This window comes from Escherichia sp. 10290 (genome assembly GCF_030295155.1).
In the GTDB taxonomy this organism is placed as follows: domain Bacteria; phylum Pseudomonadota; class Gammaproteobacteria; order Enterobacterales; family Enterobacteriaceae; genus Escherichia; species Escherichia coli_F.
Window position 1 is genome coordinate 2,124,794 of the sequence record NZ_AP025741.1, and the last position, 23,232, is coordinate 2,148,025.

Sequence of the window (23,232 nt, forward strand, 5' to 3'; positions counted from 1 at the left end):
GCTTTTAGTGCATCACCACAGCATTTCCTGCCGGGCCACCACGATTCATCTGATTGAAACCGGCGATTGCCACTGCGACAAAATCATCAGCGTCTCTCACCAGTCGTTCCCGCGTCTCCACCAACTCCCGAAAATAGGCTGAACTGTGGCTGCGCATCCGGGCCACCAGCAGAGGTGGCATTGCTTTTTCGATTGCTGGTAACAACGCCTGAATTTTTTCAACCGCATCAGTGGTGTCTTTCTCCACCCAGCGGAAAATTTTCTGAGTATTACGAGCCAGGGCTTCTGGATGGCTGTCGTCGTACAGTTCCGGGGACGTCATTCCCAGTTCGAAATAAGCCCTGGTTATCTTGGCCGCCGGAACTTTTTCACCATCCGGACGCGCCCAGGCATTCATAGCCATGCGGATGTGTTCATGCTTGATTTTCATGAATCATTCTTTCCTTCGTTCAAGGTGTTATCCTTCTTTTTGTAAAGTTCTGGGTTCAAAGATAATTTTCCCTTGGAGTATGCGGCAGCTTCCGCGGCCCTCCCCTTGGGAACTATTTCACCAGGACGTTTGCGCCACATGTATATAGCTTCACGGGTTATCCCATAAAAATCGGCAACTCTCTGAACAGAGCCAAAAAACTGGACAAGTTCATCAACTCGCATTTCACCCTCCTAAAACTAAGTATTTTTAGATTAAAGGATAATTTTTTTTAGGTCAATGCAATCTAAAATAATTTATATTCAATTCACGGGAGATGATGATGGAAAGCCTTGGCATTAGGCTTAAGAGACTCAGAAAAGACAAGGGACTGACCCAAGTCGAACTGGGCAAGCTTTCTGGCGTAACAGGGGTAACTATAGGGTACTGGGAGAAAGACCTAAACGAACCCGGTAGCAAAGCTCTTAGTAAATTAGCCCAAGCACTAGGAACTACTGAGTCCTATCTCCTATATGGAGTATCGTCTACTGAACCTACCCTTGTGCAGAACAATTCAGGCACCCAAATCCCCTATCTTTCATGGGGGGAAGCAATTTCTTTCCTAATTTTAGAAGGAGAGAAAACTATGGGAAATGCCGACAGAATCACCACATTCTTTGACGTCAAGGAGGGGGATTTTGCCGTTTCAATGCCTGATGACACTATGCACAACCCATCAGGGTCGCCAAGCATTCCGGTTGGTGCCACAGTGATCATGAGGCCTAGAGAAAAATATAAAAATGGTAGTATCGTCGCTGTAATAGTCCCAGATCCGCTTACAAACGAACCATCTATGACTATAAAAAAATTAGTCATCGACGGAAAACTCGTGTATTTAAGCCCCCTCAATCCTCGCTATCAATCGTCCTTACTGACACCTGAATGTAAAATTGTTGCTGTAGCAAAAGGTGTGCAGTTCAGCCTATAGCTTCCACTTTGTTTTTCAATCAGAGGTCGGCTTTGTCGACCTTTTTTTAAATATATCTAGATCGCGCTTGACTATAAAACTAAATAGATTTAGTTTTATAGTATACCACCCCGCCCCACAGAACGCAGGGCAATACTTCGAGTTACCAGGCAGTGGTCAGGGGTTAAGTAGCCAGCCCGAGGCGTAAGAACATGACGGCAGGGTTCAACTTTAACTATGCAGCAGGTTTTTGTTCCGCCACCCCGGCGTTAAGGGGAAATGAGGTCAGCATGGATACTATCGATCTTGGCAACAGCGAATCTCTGGTATGTGGCGTGTTCCCCAACCAGGACGGTACGTTCACCGCGATGACATATACCAAAAGCAAAACGTTTAAAACCGAAACTGGCGCGCATCGCTGGTTAGCCAGAAACACTGACTGATGAGGTTGACTATGGAATTTAAAGAGTTACCAAAAGAAATCCAAGAAATTGCAGCACATACACTTCGTCAACGTCTGAACGAAGTTGCATTAGAAGCTGAAACGAAAAAAGACATTGATAATATGGCTCGTAATGTGCGCGATGCGTTTACCGGACTGTATTCTGTTTCTGTTGAGGACAATAACATTCCTGACGAACAGGAAGAGAGTACAGACCCCCACAAATTCTGGAAATCTGTAGAGGCCATTGCAAAAGCCAAACTACTGGAACTTAACAACTTATATCATCGTGAGAATGATGGTCGTCAATCTTTGCATCATCAGGGAGTCGCCACCCTGATAGCTCTAACGAAAGAGCAAGGCGAATATCATCCAGTGGCATTAAACGACACTGTGAAATAGTCCATCCATGTTTACGGGATAGATAAAGATATATCGCTTCGAAACCATCGACATGGTTTGGATAGCCTTCCTCAGCAGCAAGGTTATCCCCAAAACATTCAAGAATATAATTTAAACGCGCTGTTTAATAATGAATCTTCCAGCGAGTCTAATTTAGTTTGCTGACCATTTTAATTTTATCCTCCATTGAGGTTACTGGTTGAGAATGGAGACCACACGTGACAGCGCGTGGTCGTGCGCCGGACACGGATAAGAATCCGGCACAAACAGTTTACTGAAAGGATATATCCCTGAAAAGTCAGGGCATAACGCGAAAGCGCACGGCGAAGTCATTCCTCCCTTTGTTGTGTACCACTGACATCTTCGTCTGTGCGCTTCCGGTTGTGGCAATCCGCGAAATGGCGCGGCGGTAAGTATGGCGGGGTTATTCCTTCCCCGTTGAGGACACCGGGTTGTCAGGTTGACCATACGCTTAAGTGGCAACCCCGCTGCAACGCCCTCTGTTATCAATTTTCTGGTGACGTTTGGCGGTATCAGTTTTACTCCGTGACTGCTCTGCCGCCCTTTTTAAAGTGAATTTTGTGATGCGGTGAATGCGGCTAAGCGCACGCGGAACAGTTAAAAAGGCCAGTTGACTTCCGTATTGGTTCTTATGGGTGGGTTCTCTGTATCCGGCGTTAATTGTTAACTGGTTAACGTCACCTGGAGGCACCAGGCACCGTATCACAAAATTCATTGTTGAGGACGCGATAATGGAAACGTTATTACCAAACGTTAATACGTCTGAAGGTTGTTTTGAAATTGGTGTCAGAATCAGTAACCCTGTATTTACTGAAGATGCCATTAATAAGAGAAAACACGAACGGGAGCTATTAAATCAAATATGCATTGTATCAATGCTGGCCCGTTTACGTCTGATGCAAAAAGGATACTGGCAATGAATACAGCATTTGCACTCGTTCTGACGGTTTTTCTTAATACGGGCGAGCCAGTTGATCTTGTTATTGGTATACATGACTCAATGAAAGAATGCATGGCTGCCGCAGCGGAACAGAAAATTCCCGGCAACTGTTATCCGGTTGAGAAAGTTATTCGCATGGACAATAACGAAATCCCGGCAGGACTTAAAACAGCACCGTAATTAATATCCGGTTTCATTTTTATATGCCAGCAATGGCAGGGATTTGTTCACCCTTAAATCTGTAATGAGGTTAAAACAAAATGAGTAAAGTCTTTATTTGCGCCGCCATTCCGGACGAACAGGCAATAAAGGAAGAAGGTGCAGTCGCTGTAGCCACTGCCATTGAAGCCGGCGACGAACGTCGCGCCCGAGCCAAATTTACCTGGCAATTCCTGGAGCAATATCCGGCTGCTCAGGACTGCGCTTATAAATTTCTTGTCTGCGAGGATAAACCCGGCATGCCCCGCCCTGCCATCGACTCCTGGGATACCGAATATATGCTGGAAAACCGCTGGGATGAGGAAGGCGCTTCCTTTGTCCCGGTCGAACCAGAATCCGATCCGATGAACGTCAATTTTGACAAGCTGTCCCCTGAAGTACAGAACGCGGTCCTGGTTAAGTTCGACACATGTGAAAACATCACCGTTGATATGGTTATTAGCGCACAGGAATTGTTGCAGGAAGACATGGCAACATTCGACGGACATATCGTTGAAGCGTTGATGAAAATGCCAGAAGTTAACGCCATGTATCCGGAGCTTAAGTTGCACGCCATTGGGTGGGTTAAGCATAAATGTATTCCTGGTGCTAAATGGCCCGAAATTCAGGCAGAGATGCGCATCTGGAAAAAACGTCGCGAAGGTGAACGCAAGGAAACCGGAAAATACACGTCTGTTGTTGATCTCGCCCGCGCCAGAGCCAATCAACAGTACACTGACAATTCAACAGGAAAAATCAGCCCGGTCATTGCTGCCACTCATCGCGAATACAAGCAGACATGGAAAACACTGGATGACGAACTGGCCTACGCTCTCTGGCCTGGTGATGTGGATGCCGGAAACATTGACGGCAGCATCCATCGCTGGGCAAAAAATGAAGTTATCGACAACGACCGCGAAGACTGGAAGCGTATCTCGGCATCAATGCGCAAACAGCCTGATGCCCTTCGCTACGACCGCCAGACTATTTTTGGCCTTGTCCGTGAACGTCCGATCGACATTCACAAAGACCCTGTGACACTGAACAAATACATTACTGAATACCTGACTACAAAGGGCGTGTTTGAAGATGAAGGAAGAAATCAGAGCGCAACTGATACTCTCTCGTCGCCAGTACCAGAAACTGATGCAGTGGAAACGGCAATTCCGGACAACGAAAAAACCGAATGCAAAGTGGAAGTCGAACCATCTGTAGAGCGTGAGGGGCCGTTCTACTTCCTCTTCACCGACAAGGATGGCGAAAAATATGGTCGCGCAAACAAACTTTCTGGTCTGAATAAGGCGCTGACTGCAGGGGCTACTGAAATCACGAAAGAAGAATATTTTGCCCGTAAAAACGGTACATACTCAGGTTCACAACAAAATACTGGTGCATCTGACACGACCGCACAACCAGAGCCGGTAAAAGTTACCGCTGACGAAGTAAACAAAATTATGCAGGCAGCCAATATCAGCCAGCCTGACGCCGATAAGTTGCTTGCTGTATCACGTGGTGAATTTGTTGCAGGGATTAGCGACCCGAATGATCCGAAATGGGTGAAGGGGATTGAAACCCGCGATTCAGTGAATCAGAACCAGCAAGAAACGGAACAGAACGACCAGAAAGCAGAACAAAACAGCCCAAATGCGTTACAAAACGAGCCAGAAACGAAACAACCTGAGCCAGTAGCGCAACAGGAAGCGGAAAAAGTCTGCACCGCATGCGGTCAGACCGGCGGCGGCAACTGCCCTGATTGTGGTGCGGTGATGGGCGACGCAACATACCAAGAAACATTCGATGAAGAGAATCAGGTTGAAGTTCAGGAAAATGATCCGGAGGAAATGGAAGGCGCTGAACATCCACACAAGGAGAATGCTGGCAGCGCTCAGGACCACGCCAGCAATAATGAAACTGGCGAGACGGCAGATCCCTTAATTGCGGTGAACGGTCATCACGTTATCACATCCACCAGCAGGACGTGTGACCATCTAATGATCGACCTTGAAACCATGGGAAAAAATCCTGATGCCCCGATTATCTCAATAGGTGCAATATTTTTCGATCCGCAAACCGGAGATATGGGACCGGAATTTAGTAAGACTATCGATCTGGAAACTGCTGGCGGAGTCATTGATCGGGACACCATTAAATGGTGGCTTAAGCAATCACGCGAAGCGCAATCTGCCATTATGACCGATGAAATCCCGTTAGATGATGCACTGTTACAATTGCGGGAATTTATCGACGAAAACTCCGGTGAATTTTTTGTTCAGGTCTGGGGAAATGGAGCCAACTTCGACAACACGATTTTGCGCCGTTCATACGAACGGCAGGGGATCCCCTGCCCGTGGCGTTACTACAACGATCGCGATGTACGCACAATCGTTGAGCTGGGGAAAGCCATAGACTTCGATGCCAGAACGGCTATTCCATTCGAAGGTGAGCGCCATAATGCACTTGATGACGCCCGTTACCAGGCAAAATACGTTTCAGTTATCTGGCAAAAACTGATCCCGAGTCAGGCTGATTCTTAATGTTCAACTGTCGCCGGTTGTGACTGGTATTCTGCAACCGGCGCTCGTCTGATGTAAGAGATAAAGAAATCGATGAGCGAAGTAATCATGATTGTCTCTCCCGGCAAATGGGTATCCGAAGAGCAGTTAATTGCGCTGAAAGGAATAAAAAAAGGTACGTTAAAAAAGGCCCGGGAAAAATCGTTTATGGAAGGAAGGGAATATAAGCATGTCGCTCATGACGGTATGCCATGGGATAACAGTCCATGCTTTTACAACCTGGAAGAAATTGATCGCTGGATTGAGCGCCAGGCATCAGCGAGACCAAGACGTCATCTTACTTGACTAAAAGCCACACTAACTAATGAGAGAAGTTGAAATGAAATATCCGACAGGCGTGGAAAACCATGGAGGGAAATTACGTATCTGGTTTGTTTATAAAGGCGTAAGAGTCAGGGAAAATCTGGGGGTTCCTGACACAGCAAAAAACAGGCGCGTTGCAGGTGAACTACGCTCCTCTGTTTGTTACGCAATAAAAACTGGTGTTTTCGACTATGCAAAACAGTTTCCCTCCTCACGCAATCTGGAAAAATTTGGTGAGGCCCGACAAGATTTAACCATAAAAGAACTGGCTGAAAAATTTCTGGCACTGAAAGAAACTGAAGTCGCCAAAGCATCACTCAACACATACCGTGCCGTCATCAAAAATATCCTGAGCATAATCGGTGAAAAAAATCTTGCCTCATCGATTAATAAAGAAAAATTACTGGAGGTTCGTAAAGAGCTACTGACTGGATACCAGATCCCCAAAAGTAACTATATTGTTACACAACCAGGGAGATCGGCTGTAACTGTAAATAATTACATGACAAATCTTAACGCCGTGTTCCAGTTTGGTGTTGATAACGGTTACCTGGCAGATAATCCGTTTAAGGGGATCTCGCCATTAAAGGAATCAAGAACCATTCCTGATCCTCTTTCACGGGAGGAATTTATCCGTCTTATCGACGCCTGCAGAAATCAGCAGGCCAAAAATTTATGGTGTGTTTCTGTTTATACAGGCATTCGCCCTGGTGAACTGTGTGCGCTTGGATGGGAGGACATAGATCTGAAAAATGGAACAATGATGATCAGGAGAAATTTAGCAAAAGATCGTTTTACGGTACCGAAAACACAGGCTGGTACCAATCGGGTAATTCACCTTATCAAGCCTGCAATCGACGCTCTCAGGAGTCAGATGACACTAACGAGGCTGAGCAAAGAACATATTATTGACGTTCACCTCAGAGAGTTCGGCAGAACAGAAAAACAAAAATGCACCTTTGTTTTTCAACCTGAAGTGTCAGCGAGAGTAAAAAATTATGGTGACCATTTTACCGTTGACTCAATAAGGCAGATGTGGGACGCAGCGATAAAGCGCGCTGGCCTCCGCCACCGCAAATCATATCAGTCGAGACATACTTATGCCTGCTGGTCGTTGACAGCCGGTGCCAACCCGGCATTCATAGCAAACCAGATGGGACATGCAGATGCGCAAATGGTGTTTCAGGTATACGGGAAATGGATGTCTGAAAACAATAATGCACAGGTAGCCCTGTTAAATACACAGCTAAGCGAGTTTGCCCCAACCATGCCCCAAAACGAGGTGGTGAAAAATTAATTTATTAATTATCAAATGGTTACTATTCATGACTCTTGAAATCCATGAATTCAAGCGCAGTGCCCAGCCATCCCGATACTGCTGCTTTCACCAAATCCTTAGTGCTTCTTTCGTGTTTTTCTATTGTCATAATGGTTATCTCTAAAAAAGAGGTAAGATGCGTACTACTTACTCGCCGTTATTGGTATTATTCAGAAAAAGTGAGTAAGACTTTGCAGCAATGCTTTTGATCCTGTTCAAATAAACTAATGGCATCAGCAACATGCTGGAAATCAAACGTATGGGTAATTAGTTTTTCTGGTTTAATTAACCCTTTACTTAACCAGTCGATAACGACCGGGAATTTATTTGCATTTAAGCGTGAAGAGAAAATAGAGAGTTCTTTTCCGGTAATTCCTTGCTGAATCACTGCAGACGGTTCACTGGAGAAGCCCATCAATACAATACGTGCCGCTGGAGAAGCCAGCGTTACGGCTTCTTTCAGGATTGAAGGATGACAAGCCGCATCGATAATTAATGTCGGCTTTATGCCTTTTTCAGCGAAAATCTCGCCAAGCGGTGTCTGGCTGTTATTAATCGCCCAGTCTGCCCCGCTCTCTTTCGCTTTTTCCAGTCGTTCATCAATGCGATCGGCAACAATCACATTCTTAACGTTATAGACGCCTTTTAATACCTGAACGATCGTCAGGCCGATTGGACCTGCACCGTAAACCAGAACGGTATCATTTTCAGTCGGTTGACCATGACCGGTAACGTTAGCCGCAATGGTAAAAGGTTCGATCATCACCGCATATTGATCGGCCACTGCTTCAGGAATTTTCCACGCATTTTTTGCCGGCACCACGGCATATTCACTGAAACCACCGTCAGCGTGCACACCTAATACAGCCAGTGTCGTACAAACGTTCGGCTTACCTATAGAGCACGGATAGCAATGCCCACAGCTGACCACCGGATCGACAGCAACGCGTTCACCGACTCTGTCGCTTTCCACGCCTTCACCCACTGCATCAATGACGCCAAAGAATTCATGTCCAATGACGCGCGGATATTTCGCAAAAGGATTATGCCCACGATAAATATGGCTATCTGAACCACAAATTCCGGCAAGTTTCACTTTTACTCGAACTTCACCCGCTGACGGGGTGGGTATTTCGCGTTCGATAATTGCCAGTTGATTCGGTTTTTCAATTAAAATGCTTTTCATTATCTTACTCCTTACCAGTTCCACAGCGTGCCATCTTCCAGACGTGCGACTGGCAGATAAGCAGGTTCATAGGGATATTTCGCCGCCAGCTTTTCATCGAATTCGATGCCAAGACCCGGTTTGTCTCCCGGATGCATATAGCCGTTATCGAAAGTCCAGTTGTGCGGGAAGACTTCGAGCATTTGTTCGGAATAGCCCATGTATTCCTGGACACCGAAATTGGGGACCCACAGATCAAAGTGCAGCGCCGCAGCCATGCAGACTGGTGACAAATCGGAAGGACCGTGTGAGCCAGTACGTACCTGATACAACGAAGCAAAATCGGCAATCCGGCGCATACCGGTAATCCCCCCCGCGTGAGTCAGCGTGGTGCGGATATAGTCGATAAGTTGTTCTTCAATCAGCTGTTTGCAGTCCCAGATGCTGTTGAAGACTTCACCCACCGCGATGGGTGTGACGGTATGTTGGCGAATGAGACGGAAGCATTCCTGGTTTTCCGCAGGCGTCGGGTCTTCCATCCAGAACATGCGATAATCTTCAATGCTTTTACCAAAGCGCGCCGCTTCAATAGGCGTTAAGCGATGGTGCATGTCATGCAGCAAATGTTCATTAAAACCAAACTTGTTACGTACCGCGTCAAACAATTTCGGCATGAAATCGAGGTATTTCTCCGTCGACCACAGCTGCTCTTCCGGCCACTGTCCTTTGGTTGCGGGTTCATAAGCCAGACCTTTGCCTTTCGACATGCCGTAGGTGGTTTTCATACCAGGGATTCCGCACTGCACGCGGATGGCTTTGAATCCCAGCTCCTGATGACGGGCATAATCATCCAGAGCTTCATCAATACTGTGACCGGTGGTATGGCAATAAACCATCACCCCTTCACGAGACGCGCCGCCGAGTAACTGGTAAAGCGGCATGTTGGCAGCTTTGGCTTTAATATCCCACAACGCCATATCAACCGCTGAAATGGCCGACATCGTCACCGGACCGCGACGCCAGTAAGCACCTTTATAGAAAAACTGCCAGATATCTTCGATACGCTGTGCATCGCGACCAATAAGCTGCGGACAAAGGTGATCCTGCAAATAAGAGGCCACGGAAAGCTCACGTCCATTGAGGGTGGCATCCCCAAGGCCCGTAATACCGTCCTCAGTGGTGATTTTTAATGTGACGAAATTACGCCCCGGACAGGTAACAAAAACTTCAGCCTTTACGATCTTCATGTTCGATTCCTTGCATCGCTTGTCGTGATGCATGAAATCTACGCAACTGAGCTACTACCATACAAGTATGAAGATCGAAAAAAGCCGGAGTGATCACAAAAAAAGGCGTATATTTGCGCCGTGAATGGTTGACAAAAGATGAAATAGAATACCTTTTGTCAGCTGACACTTCCTTGTATCTTATTGATAAAATGGATTTATGTCCTTACGCGCGCCCCCAGCCCGCAACAATGATCAACATGCCGCAAAGCGCAATCAACGCCCCCGTCCAGTCATAAAGACTCAGTTTCACGCCATCCACAACGCGCAGCCAAATCAACGCCGTGCAGACATAAACGCCACCATAAGCCGCGTAAACACGCCCACTCGCCGCAGGATGCAACGTTAACAACCAGACAAACAGTGCCAGAGAAATCCCCGCCGGAAGCAACAGCCAGATACTGGCGTTTCGTTTCAACCACAACCAGGGCAGAAAGCATCCAATAATTTCACACAGCGCAGTAGCAAAAAATAGTAACGTTGTTTTAATCATCTTTGTCACTTATTGACATCATGTATAGTTATAGGACGACATAATATCATCAATATAAACATCCTCCTGGTACGTTTTGCGTTCGCAGTGGATGGTGTAGAATCACCTTTAATCATTCATACAGGGAATGAATTATGAAAATTACTCTCAGCAAACGAATTGGCCTGCTCGCTTTTCTGCTGCCTTGCGCACTGGCATTGAGCACAACTGTTCATGCCGAAACTAACAAACTGGTGATTGAGTCTGGCGACAGTGCACAAAGCCGCCAGCACGCCGCTATGGAAAAAGAGCAATGGAATGACACGCGCAATCTGCGCCAGAAAGTGAATAAACGCACTGAAAAAGAGTGGGATAAAGCCGACGCCGCTTTTGATAACCGCGATAAATGTGAGCAAAGCGCCAATATCAATGCCTACTGGGAGCCAAATACTTTGCGCTGCCTGGACCGTCGAACTGGCCGCGTTATTACCCCCTAACCTGTTATTGATTTAAGGAATGTAAGGACACGTTATGCCAAGCGCCCACAGTGTTAAGCTACGCCCGCTGGAGCGTGAAGATTTACGCTATGTACATCAACTCGACAATAACGCCAGTGTGATGCGTTACTGGTTTGAGGAACCCTACGAAGCCTTTGTTGAACTCTCTGATCTGTACGATAAGCATATTCACGATCAGAGCGAACGGCGCTTTGTGGTGGAATGTGACGGCGAAAAAGCCGGTCTGGTGGAGCTGGTGGAAATTAACCATGTTCATCGCCGCGCAGAATTTCAGATAATTATCTCCCCGGAATATCAGGGGAAAGGTCTGGCAACGCGTGCTGCAAAATTAGCAATGGACTATGGCTTCACCGTTCTCAATCTCTATAAGCTGTATCTGATCGTCGATAAAGAGAATGAAAAAGCGATTCACATTTACCGCAAGCTTGGCTTTACGGTTGAAGGTGAATTGATGCATGAGTTCTTTATTAATGGTCAATATCGGAATGCCATTCGCATGTGCATATTCCAGCATCAGTATCTGGCAGAGCACAAAACACCGGGTCAGACTCTCCTGAAGCCGACCGCACAATAGCATTAATAATAATCGATAGTATTTTTGATGGTATAAACCCGTTCGACGGCGGGTTTTACTCCTTCATCAACAATGATTAGCTGACAGTCTACCGGATTGGCGTGACTGTCATATTCACAGCTCTGTTTTACATTACCAACCCGTTGATTATTCAGTAAAGTAACCGCTGTGTAATCTAATTTTTTGATCGGATCCGTTGATGGCGTAGCGCTAACAGATAATGTTTTGTCGTTACTTTTCGTGGTTTTACCCAGCGGATAACCCTGATCATCATAGCGATATTCCATCTGCATTTGTTGGCTGCTGGCTTTAATCACGAAGCCATTATCATCGGTTTCCCAACTCACCCCGGCAGAAGGTAATTCTGCTAGCTGGCATTTTCCCTGTAAACGTACTCTTTTCTCCAGCGTCTGGGCATCACGGTAATAATTGGCGTCCAATACCAGGGCAACCACGGTATTATTTTCCAGATCCAATAATTCGAGTGAATCAAAACAGCCTTCTTCCGACAAAGTCCCCGAAACACGCTTCGTTACTTCCCCTTGCTCATCCATTAATGTCTGAGTGAAATCTTTTACCGGACCACGCAGCGGATCAAAATCGAATTCATTAGAGAAACTAGCCATCTCAGGGGTAAATGAAAGTGTTACCTCTGTGCGGTCACATCCTGTGAGTAATATCGCGAGTAAGCATGGTAGTAATTTGTATTTCACAACAGTCACCAGACAGTAGAGATGATTCTCAATCATAGTAGCAAATACAGTACTTTACACGTTAAATGCTATGCTTAAAGAAGTTATATTCGCGAAAGGAGCTTATGATGAAACTCTCAACTTGCTGTGCCGCGCTTCTGCTCGCACTCACCTCACCCGCGGTACTCGCCGCGCCGGGATCCTGTGAGCGCATAAAGAGCGATATATCACAGCGTATTATCAATAATGGCGTACCCGAAAGCAGCTTCACGTTAAGTATTGTACCCAATGACCAGGTTGATCAGCCTGATTCCCAGGTCGTCGGGCATTGCGCCAATGATACGCATAAAATTCTTTACACCCGCACCACCAGCGGTAACGTCTCTGCCCCCGCGCAGTCTACTCAGGATGGCGCGCCTGCCGAACCGCAGTAACACATTATTGACTAAACGCCGGATTCAACAGGTCCGGCGATATGAACATACAACATAATCCCGCCTTATTACTCATACCCTTCTATTGATATGGATTAATAATTCTTAACCCAAAATGGGTAGACTCCCTCTATTGTTAGCGCGCTAAATATTCAATATATAAACTTTTATATAACGATAAAGAACAGGGAGTGAGTTATGTCCAAAAATGAACAAATGGTGGGCATCAGCCGCAGAACACTCGTTAAATCTACCGCGATAGGTTCTCTGGCGCTGGCTGCAGGCGGTTTTTCTTTACCGTTCACCCTGCGCAGTGCAGCGGCAGCGGTACAACAGGCCAGCGAAAAAGTGGTCTGGGGTGCCTGTTCCGTCAACTGTGGTAGCCGCTGTGCACTTCGTCTACATGTTAAAGATAATGAAGTCACCTGGGTGGAAACTGACAACACCGGCAGCGACGAGTATGGCAATCATCAAGTACGCGCCTGTTTGCGCGGTCGGTCCATCCGTCGGCGTATTAATCATCCCGATCGCTTGAATTACCCAATGAAACGCGTGGGCAAACGCGGCGAAGGCAAATTCGAACGGATTAGCTGGGATGAAGCCCTGGATACTATCGCCAGTAGTCTGAAAAAAACCGTCGAACAATATGGCAATGAGGCTGTATATATTCAGTACTCTTCGGGGATCGTTGGCGGCAATATGACCCGCTCTTCGCCATCAGCCTCGGCGGTCAAACGCCTGATGAACTGCTACGGCGGTTCACTCAACCAGTATGGCTCCTACAGCACCGCGCAAATTTCCTGTGCCATGCCCTACACCTACGGCAGTAATGATGGCATTGATTAACGAAAATCTCGTTGATCAACCTTTTCTCGATAAATACTGCGTCGGTTATGACGAAAAAACCTTACCCGCAGATGCACCAAAAAATGGCCACTATAAAGCCTATATTCTTGGTGAAGGTGATGATAACACAGCGAAAACGCCGCAGTGGGCTTCGCAAATTACCGGTATCCCGGTGGACCGTATCATCAAACTGGCGCGTGAAATCGGCACAGCAAAACCCGCTTATATCTGCCAGGGTTGGGGACCGCAACGCCAGGCAAACGGTGAGCTGACCGCACGCGCTATTGCGATGTTGCCTATTCTGACGGGCAATGTCGGCATCAGCGGCGGAAATAGTGGCGCGCGTGAATCCACCTATACCATTACCATAGAACGCCTGCCGGTGCTGGATAATCCGGTCAAAACATCAATCTCCTGCTTCAGCTGGACGGATGCTATCGATCATGGCCCGCAAATGACGGCAATCCGCGACGGCGTCCGCGGCAAAGATAAACTGGATGTGCCCATTAAGTTCATCTGGAACTACGCGGGAAATACCCTGGTTAATCAGCATTCTGACATTAACAAAACGCATGAAATTCTGCAGGACGAATCGAAATGCGAAATGATTGTGGTCATCGAAAACTTTATGACCTCATCGGCAAAATATGCCGACATTCTGCTGCCAGACCTGATGACCGTTGAGCAGGAAGATATTATTCCTAACGATTACGCCGGTAACATGGGATATCTCATTTTCCTCCAGCCAGTCACCAGCGAAAAATTCGAACGCAAACCGATTTACTGGATCCTAAGTGAAGTCGCGAAACGTCTTGGCCCTGACGTCTATCAAAAATTCACTGAAGGCCGCACTCAGGAACAATGGTTACAACATCTGTACGCCAAAATGCTTGCCAAAGATCCGGCATTACCGTCTTACGACGAACTGAAAAAAATGGGTATCTATAAGCGTAAGGATCCTAATGGTCATTTTATCGCCTACAAAGCATTTCGTGACGACCCCGAGACAAATCCACTTAAAACGCCTTCCGGTAAGATCGAAATTTATTCCAGCAAACTGGCGGAAATTGCCCGTACCTGGGAACTCGAAAAAGATGAAGTAATAAGCCCACTGCCGGTTTATGCCTCAACCTTCGAAGGCTGGGACGCCCCTGAACGTAGTACCTTCCCGCTACAACTGTTTGGTTTCCATTACAAATCTCGTACTCACTCGACCTACGGCAACATTGATGTCCTGAAGGCAGCCTGCCGTCAGGAAGTGTGGATCAACCCTATAGATGCACAGAAACGTGGGATTGCCAACGGCGATATGGTGCGGGTGTTTAACCATCGTGGCGAAGTTCGGCTACCAGCCAAAGTGACACCACGCATTCTCCCTGGAGTTAGCGCTATGGGCCAGGGAGCCTGGCACGAGGCCAATATGTCTGGCGATAAAATCGACCACGGCGGCTGTGTGAATACGCTAACCACTCTGCGCCCTTCACCACTGGCGAAGGGAAACCCGCAGCACACTAATCTGGTCGAGATCGAAAAAATATAACCCACTACAACCATAAATTCTGGCATGACATTTTGTTTGAAAAGCAATAAGTGAGTAATGATGAAAATCCATACCACAGAGGCGCTCATGAAGGCTGAAATCAGCCGTAGAAGTCTGATGAAAACCTCCGCACTTGGCAGTCTCGCGCTGGCAAGCAGTGCTTTCACTCTGCCATTTTCCCAAATGGTCCGAGCGGCAGAGGCTCCGGTAGAAGAGAAAGCGGTCTGGAGTTCCTGCACCGTTAACTGCGGGAGCCGCTGTCTGTTACGTTTGCATGTGAAAGATGACACTGTGTACTGGGTGGAGTCTGATACGACAGGTGACGACGTCTACGGTAATCATCAGGTTCGCGCCTGTTTACGCGGGCGCTCTATCCGCCGACGGATGAATCATCCTGATAGGTTGAAATATCCCATGAAGCGCGTCGGCAAGCGCGGTGAAGGTAAATTTGAACGGATAAGTTGGGACGAAGCCCTGGAGACCATCAGTGATAATCTTCGGCGGATCCTAAAAGATTACGGCAATGAGGCTGTACATGTTCTCTATGGAACAGGCGTAGATGGCGGAAACATCACCAACTCAAACGTCCCGTACCGTCTGATGAACTCTTGTGGTGGTTTTCTCAGTCGCTATGGCAGCTACAGTACCGCACAGATCAGTGCCGCAATGAGTTATATGTTCGGTGCCAATGATGGCAACAGCCCGGATGATATCGCCAATACGAAGCTGGTCGTTATGTTCGGAAATAACCCGGCAGAAACCCGGATGAGCGGCGGTGGTGTCACTTACTACGTCGAGCAAGCCCGCGAACGTTCAAACGCACGCATGATCGTCATTGATCCACGTTATAACGACACAGCTGCCGGGCGTGAAGATGAATGGCTGCCCATTCGCCCTGGCACCGATGGCGCACTGGCCTGTGCGATTGCCTGGGTACTGATTACGGAAAACATGGTCGATCAGCCATTTCTCGACAAATATTGTGTTGGTTACGATGAAAAAACGCTGCCCGCCAACGCACCACGTAACGCGCATTATAAAGCCTATATTCTGGGCGAAGGGCCTGACGGCATAGCTAAAACGCCGGAATGGGCAGCAAAAATCACCAGCATCCCGGCAGAAAAAATTATCCAGTTGGCACGAGAGATCGGTTCAGCAAAACCTGCTTATATTTGTCAGGGTTGGGGGCCACAACGACACTCCAACGGCGAGCAAACGTCCCGCGCTATTGCCATGCTTTCCGTTCTCACCGGTAACGTCGGCATAAACGGCGGCAACTCAGGTGTACGCGAAGGTAGCTGGGATCTGGGGGTCGAATGGTTCCCGATGCTTGATAATCCTGTTAAAACGCAGATTTCCGTCTTTACATGGACAGATGCCATCGACCACGGTACGGAAATGACCGCGACCCGTGATGGTATTCGTGGAAAAGAAAAACTGGATGTCCCCATCAAGTTTTTATGGTGCTACGCCAGTAACACATTGATCAATCAACATGGCGACATCAATCACACCCATGAGGTGCTTCAGGATGACAGCAAGTGCGAGATGATTGTTGGCATTGACCACTTCATGACGGCCTCGGCTAAGTATTGCGATATCCTGTTGCCCGACCTGATGCCAACAGAGCAAGAAGACCTTATCTCTCATGAATCTGCAGGGAATATGGGCTATGTGATCCTCGCCCAACCCGCAACCTCAGCAAAATTTGAACGCAAACCCATCTACTGGATGCTGAGTGAAGTCGCGAAACGCTTAGGACCAGACGTTTATCAAACCTTTACTGAAGGTCGCAGTCAGCATGAATGGATCAAATATCTCCATGCGAAAACGAAGGAACGTAACCCTGAGATGCCGGACTACGAGGAGATGAAAACGACCGGGATCTTTAAGAAAAAATGCCCGGAAGAACATTACGTCGCTTTCCGCGCATTCCGTGAAGATCCACAGGCAAACCCATTGAAAACACCTTCGGGGAAAATCGAAATTTATTCTGAACGACTGGCGAAGATTGCAGATACCTGGGAATTGAAAAAAGATGAAATTATTCATCCCCTTCCTGCGTATACCCCAGGTTTTGATGGCTGGGACGATCCCCTGCGGAAAACCTATCCACTGCAGTTAACGGGCTTCCACTACAAAGCGCGTACCCACTCCAGCTACGGCAATATTGATGTGTTACAGCAGGCCTGCCCACAAGAGGTGTGGATCAACCCCATTGATGCTCAGGCACGCGGTATCCGTCATGGCGATACCGTGCGGGTATTTAACAATAATGGAGAAATGCTGATTGCCGCAAAAGTGACTCCGCGTATTCTGCCTGGCGTTACCGCCATCGGGCAAGGTGCGTGGCTTAAAGCGGATATGTTTGGTGACCGGGTCGATCACGGCGGCAGTATCAATATTCTGACCTCTCACCGCCCTTCACCGCTGGCAAAGGGAAACCCGTCGCACAGCAATCTCGTCCAGATCGAAAAGGTTTAAGGAGTAGCCCATGACCACACAATATGGATTTTTTATCGATTCCAGCCGCTGTACAGGCTGTAAAACCTGCGAACTGGCGTGCAAAGATTTTAAAGATCTTGGCCCGGAAGTCAGTTTCCGCCGTATTTATGAATACGCTGGCGGCGACTGGCAGGAAGATAATGGCGTCTGGCACCAGAACGTGTTCGCTTATTATCTCTCCATCTCCTGTAACCATTGCGATGACCCCGCATGTACAAAAGTCTGCCCCAGCGGCGCAATGCATAAGCGTGAAGATGGCTTTGTGGTGGTTGATGAAGATGTTTGTATCGGCTGCCGCTACTGCCACATGGCTTGTCCGTACGGCGCACCACAGTACAATGCTGAAAAAGGGCACATGACGAAGTGCGATGGTTGTTATTCGCGCGTCGCCGAGGGGAAACAACCCATATGCGTCGAATCCTGCCCGCTGCGTGCACTTGAGTTCGGTCCAATTGAAGAGCTGCGCCAGAAGCACGGCACTCTGGCTGCCGTCGCGCCACTGCCGCGCGCGCATTTCACAAAACCCAATATCGTTATCAAACCTAACGCCAACAGCCGACCGGCGATACCACTGGTTATCTGGCTAATCCGGAGGAAGTGTAAAATGGGAAATGGATGGCATGAATGGCCACTGGTTATCTTTACCGTATTGGGTCAATGCGTAGTAGGCGCGCTGATTGTTAGCGGAATTGGCTGGTTCGCCGCCAAAAATGACGCAGACCGTCAGCGTATTGTCCGTGGCATGTTTTTCCTCTGGCTGTTGATGGGCATCGGGTTTATTGCCTCTGTCATGCACCTGGGATCGCCACTGCGAGCGTTTAACTCGCTGAATCGAATCGGAGCTTCTGGTCTGAGTAACGAGATTGCTGCCGGTTCCATATTTTTTGCCGTTGGCGGACTATGGTGGCTGGTGGCGGTCATCGGTAAAATGCCGCAAGCGTTGGGGAAACTCTGGTTACTTGTCAGCATGGCGCTCGGCGTCATTTTCGTCTGGATGATGACCTGCGTGTATCAAATCGACACCGTGCCAACCTGGCATAACGGTTACACTACGCTAGCTTTCTTCCTGACGGTATTGTTGAGCGGTCCAATACTTGCTGCCGCAATTCTGCGGGCAGCTCGCGTTACATTTAATACCACACCATTTGCCATCATTAGCGTTCTGGCGCTGATCGCTTGTGCCGGGGTGATTGTGCTGCAAGGTTTGTCTCTGGCGTCTATTCACTCATCCGTGCAACAAGCCAGCGCACTGGTACCAGATTACGCCTCCTTACAGGTCTGGCGTGTGGTATTGTTATGCGCAGGTCTTGGATGCTGGCTTTGCCCGCTCATTCGTCGCCGCGAACCTCACGTTGCCGGACTTATTCTGGGGCTAATCCTCATACTTGGCGGTGAGATGATCGGGCGTGTGCTCTTTTATGGCCTGCACATGACAGTAGGAATGGCTATTGCAGGTTAACAAATTGGTGCGGGGCAACCCGCACATTTCAGGATGTTAGGAATGACCCATTTTTCACAGCAAGATAATTTTTCTGTCGCGGCGCGCGTGTTGGGCGCGCTGTTTTATTACGCTCCAGAGAGTGCGGAAGCCGCACCTCTGGTTGCGGTACTCACCAGTGACGGCTGGGAAACTCAGTGGCCTCTACCAGAAGCGTCATTAGCGCCGCTGGTGACGGCTTTTCAGGCACAGAGTGAAGAGACTCGCGCCCAGGCCTGGCAGCGTTTGTTTGTCGGCCCGTGGGCACTGCCGTCTCCGCCGTGGGGGTCGGTCTGGCTGGATCGCGAATCTGTGCTGTTTGGCGATTCAACATTGGCACTTCGTCAATGGATGCGCGAGAAAGGCATTCAGTTCGAAATGAAGCAAAACGAACCGGAAGATCATTTTGGTTCACTGCTGTTGATGGCTGCGTGGTTGGCGGAGAATGGTCGCCAAACAGAATGTGAAGAATTGCTGGCATGGCATCTTTTTCCGTGGTCAACACGTTTTCTCGACGTTTTTATCGAAAAAGCAGAACACCCTTTCTACCGTGCGCTGGGTGAACTGGCTCGCTTAACGCTGGCGCAATGGCAATCACAACTGTTGATTCCTGTCGCGGTTAAACCACTGTTTCGATAAAGTTGCCGCAATATTGCCGAATGGCGACAATCACGCGTCATTCGGCAATAATACGTTACAACGTCACGTATTTTATCGCTTTAAGCACGCACTGCTTTTGCCGATAACCTGTTTTGCCGCAAAATAGTCGCTCGTGTTTCATTGTCCATTTCTGCTCATGCACCATCTACACAGCTATCCGGATCTGCGTACTATGTTTCGCCGTCTGCTTATCGCAACAATAGTCGGTATTCTTGCGGCCTTTGCCGTTGCCGCGTTTCGTCACGCGATGCTGCTACTGGAATGGCTGTTCCTCAATAATGACTCCGGCAGTCTGGTCAATGCAGCGACGAATCTTTCTCCGTGGCGACGGCTGCTAACTCCGGCGCTCGGCGGACTGGCGGCGGGTTTGTTGTTGATGGGCTGGCAGAAATTTACCCAGCAACGCCCTCATGCGCCGACCGATTACATGGAAGCGTTGCAAACCGATGGTAAATTCGATTACGCAGCAAGCCTGGTTAAATCGCTTGCCTCTCTGCTGGTAGTAACTAGCGGCAGCGCAATTGGTCGCGAAGGTGCGATGATTCTTTTAGCTGCCCTTGCCGCCTCCTGTTTTGCTCAGCGTTTTACGCCACGCCAGGAGTGGAAATTATGGATTGCCTGTGGAGCTGCGGCGGGAATGGCTGCGGCTTACCGCGCCCCGCTTGCTGACAGTTTATTTATAGCCGAAGTGCTGTTTGGCACTATGATGTTGGCCTCTCTCGGCCCGGTGATTATTTCCGCCGTCGTGGCGTTGCTGGTTAGCAATCTGATTAATCATAGCGACGCGTTACTCTACAGCGTACAACTCTCAGTGACGGTTCAGGCTCGTGACTATGCGCTGATTATCAGTACAGGTGTGCTGGCAGGTCTATGCGGACCAGTGTTGTTAACGTTAATGAACGCCAGTCATCGAGGATTTGTTATTCTCAAACTTGCGCCCCCCTGGCAACTGGCACTCGGCGGGTTGATCGTGGGTCTGCTTTCCCTGTTCACCCCCGCCGTGTGGGGCAACGGCTATAGCACCGTACAATCCTTTTTAACCGCCCCGCCACTGTTTATGATCATTGGCGGGATCTTCCTTTGCAAACTGTTTGCCGTTCTGGCAAGTAGCGGTTCCGGCGCGCCTGGTGGTGTGTTTACACCGACACTCTTTATCGGTCTTGCCATTGGCATGTTGTATGGACGTAGCCTGGGGTTATGGTTTCCTGACGGCGAAGAAATTACACTCTTACTCGGATTAACCGGGATGGCGACACTGTTGGCGGCAACCACGCACGCGCCGATTATGTCGACGTTGATGATATGTGAAATGACCGGCGAGTATCAGCTACTCCCCGGTTTATTGATTGCCTGCGTAATTGCGTCGGTAATTTCGCGGACGTTACACCGTGACTCTATCTACCGCCAGCACACTGCGCAGCATAGCTAAGCGGATGTATTGCCCCAGTTCACGCTGTTCGGCGCGCGGTAAATAAGGCAGTTCACCAATGAGCGGTGCTGGAAGTTTTTTACCCAGCACATCAATGATTTCCGCATAATGCGCCAGTCCTGGGTTGATTCGGTTAGCCACCCAGCCAATGAGCGGCAGCCCGTCGTTGGCAATCGCCTGAGCTGTCAGCAGTGCATGGTTAATGCAACCTTCCTGAATACCGACAACCATCAACACCGGCAGTTGTTCCTGCACCACCCATTCAGAGAGCGGACGTAAATCATTCATCAGACTGCGCCAGCCGCCAGTCCCTTCTACCACGACATGATCGACTTTATCGGTCAGGTTTGCCAGGCCGTTTGAAATGAGGGTGTAATTGATTGGGCAACTGTGCGCCACGCTACTTTCTTCTTCGCTTAACGCGATAGGATTAACTGCTTCATAAGGCAGTTCGATGGTTGAAACACTCTGCAACACCAGGGCATCTTTATTACGCAGCCCTTCGGGTGTCTCTTTGCTCCCCTTCGCTACGGGTTTATATCCCGCAACCGTTTTTCCCTGGGAGGCTAACGCTTGTAGCAATGCGCGGGAAACCACCGTTTTCCCTACAGAAGTGTCTGTACCGGTAATAAAGAAACGCTTCAGCATCACTAACTCCACCGTTATGCTTCACAAATATAAACCAGGAAAATAATTAACCTTGAAAGTCTAAGTTATGCTTTCCTGGCCCAAATTGAGATAGCGCAAATTTTGGTAGAACAGTTAAAAAATGTTAACCCTGCAACAGACGAATCAACAAAGAACCGTTATACATCGCGTCTTTTACCAGCGCAGCCCCTGCCATAGTACCCTGGTTAGAAAACTGAGTACTCTCAACGCTAATGTGCTGACTATACGCAGGAAGGGCCTGCTGACGGATGCTGTCCGAGATGACCGGGAAGAGGATATCTGCCGCTTTACTTAACGGTGAGCCAATCAGTATTTTTTGTGGGTTAAATAAATTCACCATGATGGCAAGAATGCGCCCGACATGCGCGCCCACCCCGGTAATGATGTCTTTTGCCAGCAGATCGCCGCGCAATGCCGCCTGACACAATGAGTCAACGGTTAACGGCTGTCCATGTAACATCGAGCTCATGGATTGATTGAGACGCAGCTGTGCCAGCTCAAGAATACTGTCCACACTGGCGATGGTTTCGAGGCAGCCGTGATTCCCGCAATAACAGCGTTTCCCATACGGGTCGACCTGCGTGTGACCTATTTCCACGAGGCTACTGCTGCCTGCGTGTAGCAGATGACCATCGGTAATGACGCCCGCCCCCACGTTGTGATCGATAACCACCTGAATCACATCGCGCGCCCCGCGTGAGGCACCAAACAAAGCCTCAGCCATCGTCCATGCGCTGATATCATGCTGAATATAAACCGGTACGCCGGTATGCTGCTCCAGCGCCTCGCCGAGCGGCATCTCTTTTACATCCTCGTAGAACGGCATGCGATGTACAATACCATTTTCCGTATCAATAATTCCCGGCAAGGTAATGGCAATAGAAGTCAGACGCTCAAGTTTTTTCTGATGGCGGATAAAAAACTGATCGATATGGGAAATGATACGATCCAACAATGGCGAGTCATCTTTTAACGCCAGTTCCTGCGACTCCTCCACCACTAGTTTGCTGCTCAGATCGCGCAAAGCAAGGAAAATCTCCCCGCGACTAATGCGCAGAGAAAGATAGTGCCAGGCTTCAGTTTCAACCACCAGCCCCACCGCCGGACGGCCACGGTTCCCCGCTTCTTTGATTTCCAGCTCTTGCACCAGGTGTGCTTCGAGCATCTCACGGACAATTTTGGTGATACTGGCAGGAGCCAGTTGCGCCAGACGGGAAAGATCGATACGCGAGACTGGACCAAGCTGATCAATCAGGCGATAAACCGCGCCCGCGTTGGTCTGCTTTATTTGATCAATGTGCCCAGGCTGGTTTTCAGCAACCACCGCATACTCCCTATATTTTCGCGCTCCGAAATAATCTGTAGGCTATGGTGAAGCACTTCAATACGTGT

23 protein-coding genes and 2 pseudogenes are annotated in these 23,232 nt (G+C 48.6%); 17 read left to right on the plus strand and 8 right to left on the minus strand.

The genetic code is table 11. The features are described from left to right. Positions 1-4 precede the first annotated feature (4 nt). Positions 5-430 carry a toxin YdaT family protein gene (locus QUE74_RS10770; RefSeq protein WP_000693893.1) on the minus strand — a complete coding sequence of 142 codons (426 nt, stop codon included), beginning with the start codon at positions 428-430 and terminating at the stop codon, positions 5-7. Further along, on the minus strand, positions 427-654 hold the full coding sequence (locus tag QUE74_RS10775; protein ID WP_001261751.1) for a Cro/CI family transcriptional regulator: 228 nt from the start codon (positions 652-654) through the stop codon (positions 427-429). The genes QUE74_RS10770 and QUE74_RS10775 overlap by 4 nt, the downstream gene beginning before the upstream one ends. 98 nt (positions 655-752) lie before the next feature. Between QUE74_RS10775 and QUE74_RS10780 the strand changes: the two genes are divergently transcribed. The 8 genes from QUE74_RS10780 to QUE74_RS10815 all read left to right on the plus strand — a co-directional run bounded on the left by QUE74_RS10780 (position 753) and on the right by QUE74_RS10815 (position 7,552). Next, the gene (locus QUE74_RS10780; protein WP_000444616.1) at positions 753-1,397 is read left to right on the plus strand and encodes a LexA family protein; all 645 of its coding nucleotides are present in this window, start codon (positions 753-755) and stop codon (positions 1,395-1,397) included. 269 nt (positions 1,398-1,666) lie between these two features. Further along, positions 1,667-1,819 (plus strand): DUF1391 family protein, encoded by a 153-nt coding sequence (locus tag QUE74_RS10785; protein WP_032193909.1) that lies wholly within the window; start codon positions 1,667-1,669, stop codon positions 1,817-1,819. Positions 1,820-1,830: 11 nt separating this feature from the next. Then, positions 1,831-2,220, plus strand: coding sequence for a hypothetical protein (locus tag QUE74_RS10790; RefSeq protein WP_000394567.1), 390 nt, complete (start codon positions 1,831-1,833; stop codon positions 2,218-2,220). Positions 2,221-2,972: 752 nt separating this feature from the next. Continuing rightward, positions 2,973-3,161 (plus strand): cell division inhibition protein DicB, encoded by a 189-nt coding sequence (gene dicB, locus QUE74_RS10795; RefSeq protein WP_000449183.1) that lies wholly within the window; start codon positions 2,973-2,975, stop codon positions 3,159-3,161. After that, positions 3,158-3,361, plus strand: a complete 204-nt coding sequence (locus tag QUE74_RS10800) for a DUF1482 family protein (RefSeq protein ID WP_001090193.1) — start codon at positions 3,158-3,160, stop codon at positions 3,359-3,361. Before dicB ends, QUE74_RS10800 begins: the two co-directional genes overlap by 4 nt. 80 nt (positions 3,362-3,441) lie before the next feature. After that, positions 3,442-5,913: a 3'-5' exonuclease gene (locus QUE74_RS10805; RefSeq protein ID WP_000048570.1), complete on the plus strand. Its 2,472-nt coding sequence runs from the start codon at positions 3,442-3,444 to the stop codon at positions 5,911-5,913. 72 nt (positions 5,914-5,985) lie between these two features. Next, complete coding sequence (locus QUE74_RS10810; RefSeq protein WP_000005552.1) at positions 5,986-6,237, plus strand: excisionase family protein; 252 nt, start codon at positions 5,986-5,988, stop codon at positions 6,235-6,237. Between the two features lie 34 nt (positions 6,238-6,271). After that, positions 6,272-7,552 carry a site-specific integrase gene (locus tag QUE74_RS10815; protein ID WP_000876994.1) on the plus strand — a complete coding sequence of 427 codons (1,281 nt, stop codon included), beginning with the start codon at positions 6,272-6,274 and terminating at the stop codon, positions 7,550-7,552. 187 nt (positions 7,553-7,739) lie between these two features. Here QUE74_RS10815 and QUE74_RS10820 read toward each other — a convergent pair whose 3' ends face one another. From QUE74_RS10820 to QUE74_RS10830, 3 genes are all read right to left on the minus strand, one after another. Then, positions 7,740-8,759, minus strand: coding sequence for a Zn-dependent oxidoreductase (locus QUE74_RS10820; RefSeq protein ID WP_000836044.1), 1,020 nt, complete (start codon positions 8,757-8,759; stop codon positions 7,740-7,742). 11 nt (positions 8,760-8,770) lie between these two features. After that, positions 8,771-9,985: a starvation-sensing protein RspA gene (gene rspA / locus QUE74_RS10825; RefSeq protein ID WP_001354684.1), complete on the minus strand. Its 1,215-nt coding sequence runs from the start codon at positions 9,983-9,985 to the stop codon at positions 8,771-8,773. 205 nt (positions 9,986-10,190) lie between these two features. Next, positions 10,191-10,517, minus strand: coding sequence for a YnfA family protein (locus QUE74_RS10830; RefSeq protein WP_001314753.1), 327 nt, complete (start codon positions 10,515-10,517; stop codon positions 10,191-10,193). Between the two features lie 134 nt (positions 10,518-10,651). On the opposite strand from QUE74_RS10830, the gene QUE74_RS10835 reads away from it, so the two are divergent. Both QUE74_RS10835 and speG read left to right on the plus strand, forming a co-directional pair. Next, on the plus strand, positions 10,652-10,993 hold the full coding sequence (locus tag QUE74_RS10835) for a DUF1283 family protein (RefSeq protein ID WP_000705197.1): 342 nt from the start codon (positions 10,652-10,654) through the stop codon (positions 10,991-10,993). Positions 10,994-11,027: 34 nt separating this feature from the next. Then, positions 11,028-11,588, plus strand: coding sequence for a spermidine N1-acetyltransferase (gene speG / locus QUE74_RS10840; RefSeq protein WP_001138584.1), 561 nt, complete (start codon positions 11,028-11,030; stop codon positions 11,586-11,588). Positions 11,589-11,590: 2 nt separating this feature from the next. On the opposite strand, the gene QUE74_RS10845 is transcribed toward speG, so the two are convergent. Further along, positions 11,591-12,301, minus strand: a complete 711-nt coding sequence (locus QUE74_RS10845; protein WP_074394117.1) for a YnfC family lipoprotein — start codon at positions 12,299-12,301, stop codon at positions 11,591-11,593. 107 nt (positions 12,302-12,408) lie between these two features. Between QUE74_RS10845 and QUE74_RS10850 the strand changes: the two genes are divergently transcribed. From QUE74_RS10850 to clcB, 7 genes and pseudogenes are all read left to right on the plus strand, one after another. Then, the gene (locus QUE74_RS10850) at positions 12,409-12,714 is read left to right on the plus strand and encodes a DUF1161 domain-containing protein (RefSeq protein ID WP_001354685.1); all 306 of its coding nucleotides are present in this window, start codon (positions 12,409-12,411) and stop codon (positions 12,712-12,714) included. 198 nt (positions 12,715-12,912) lie between these two features. Continuing rightward, positions 12,913-15,100, plus strand: a pseudogene (locus QUE74_RS10855) (DMSO/selenate family reductase complex A subunit). 60 nt (positions 15,101-15,160) lie between these two features. Next, a complete protein-coding gene (ynfF, locus tag QUE74_RS10860; protein WP_001360707.1) occupies positions 15,161-17,584 on the plus strand; it encodes a selenate/tellurate reductase subunit YnfF in 2,424 nt (807 codons plus the stop codon). A gap of 10 nt (positions 17,585-17,594) precedes the next feature. Beyond that, positions 17,595-18,208 (plus strand): annotated as a pseudogene (gene ynfG, locus QUE74_RS10865) (DMSO reductase like molybdoenzyme iron-sulfur subunit YnfG). Position 18,209: 1 nt separating this feature from the next. Beyond that, complete coding sequence (gene ynfH / locus QUE74_RS10870) at positions 18,210-19,064, plus strand: selenate reductase membrane anchor subunit YnfH (RefSeq protein ID WP_000526492.1); 855 nt, start codon at positions 18,210-18,212, stop codon at positions 19,062-19,064. Between the two features lie 42 nt (positions 19,065-19,106). Beyond that, complete coding sequence (gene dmsD, locus QUE74_RS10875) at positions 19,107-19,721, plus strand: Tat proofreading chaperone DmsD (RefSeq protein WP_000148700.1); 615 nt, start codon at positions 19,107-19,109, stop codon at positions 19,719-19,721. Between the two features lie 157 nt (positions 19,722-19,878). Then, a complete protein-coding gene (gene clcB, locus QUE74_RS10880) occupies positions 19,879-21,171 on the plus strand; it encodes a voltage-gated ClC-type chloride channel ClcB (RefSeq protein ID WP_071533188.1) in 1,293 nt (430 codons plus the stop codon). Here clcB and bioD read toward each other — a convergent pair. Next, positions 21,124-21,819, minus strand: a complete 696-nt coding sequence (gene bioD / locus QUE74_RS10885; protein WP_000919226.1) for a dethiobiotin synthase — start codon at positions 21,817-21,819, stop codon at positions 21,124-21,126. The two genes, clcB and bioD, sit on opposite strands and share 48 nt — an antisense overlap. A 124-nt stretch (positions 21,820-21,943) precedes the next feature. After that, entirely contained in the window at positions 21,944-23,164 is a 1,221-nt protein-coding gene (gene mlc / locus QUE74_RS10890) for a sugar metabolism global transcriptional regulator Mlc (protein ID WP_000225276.1), read from the minus strand. Positions 23,165-23,232 lie beyond the last annotated feature (68 nt).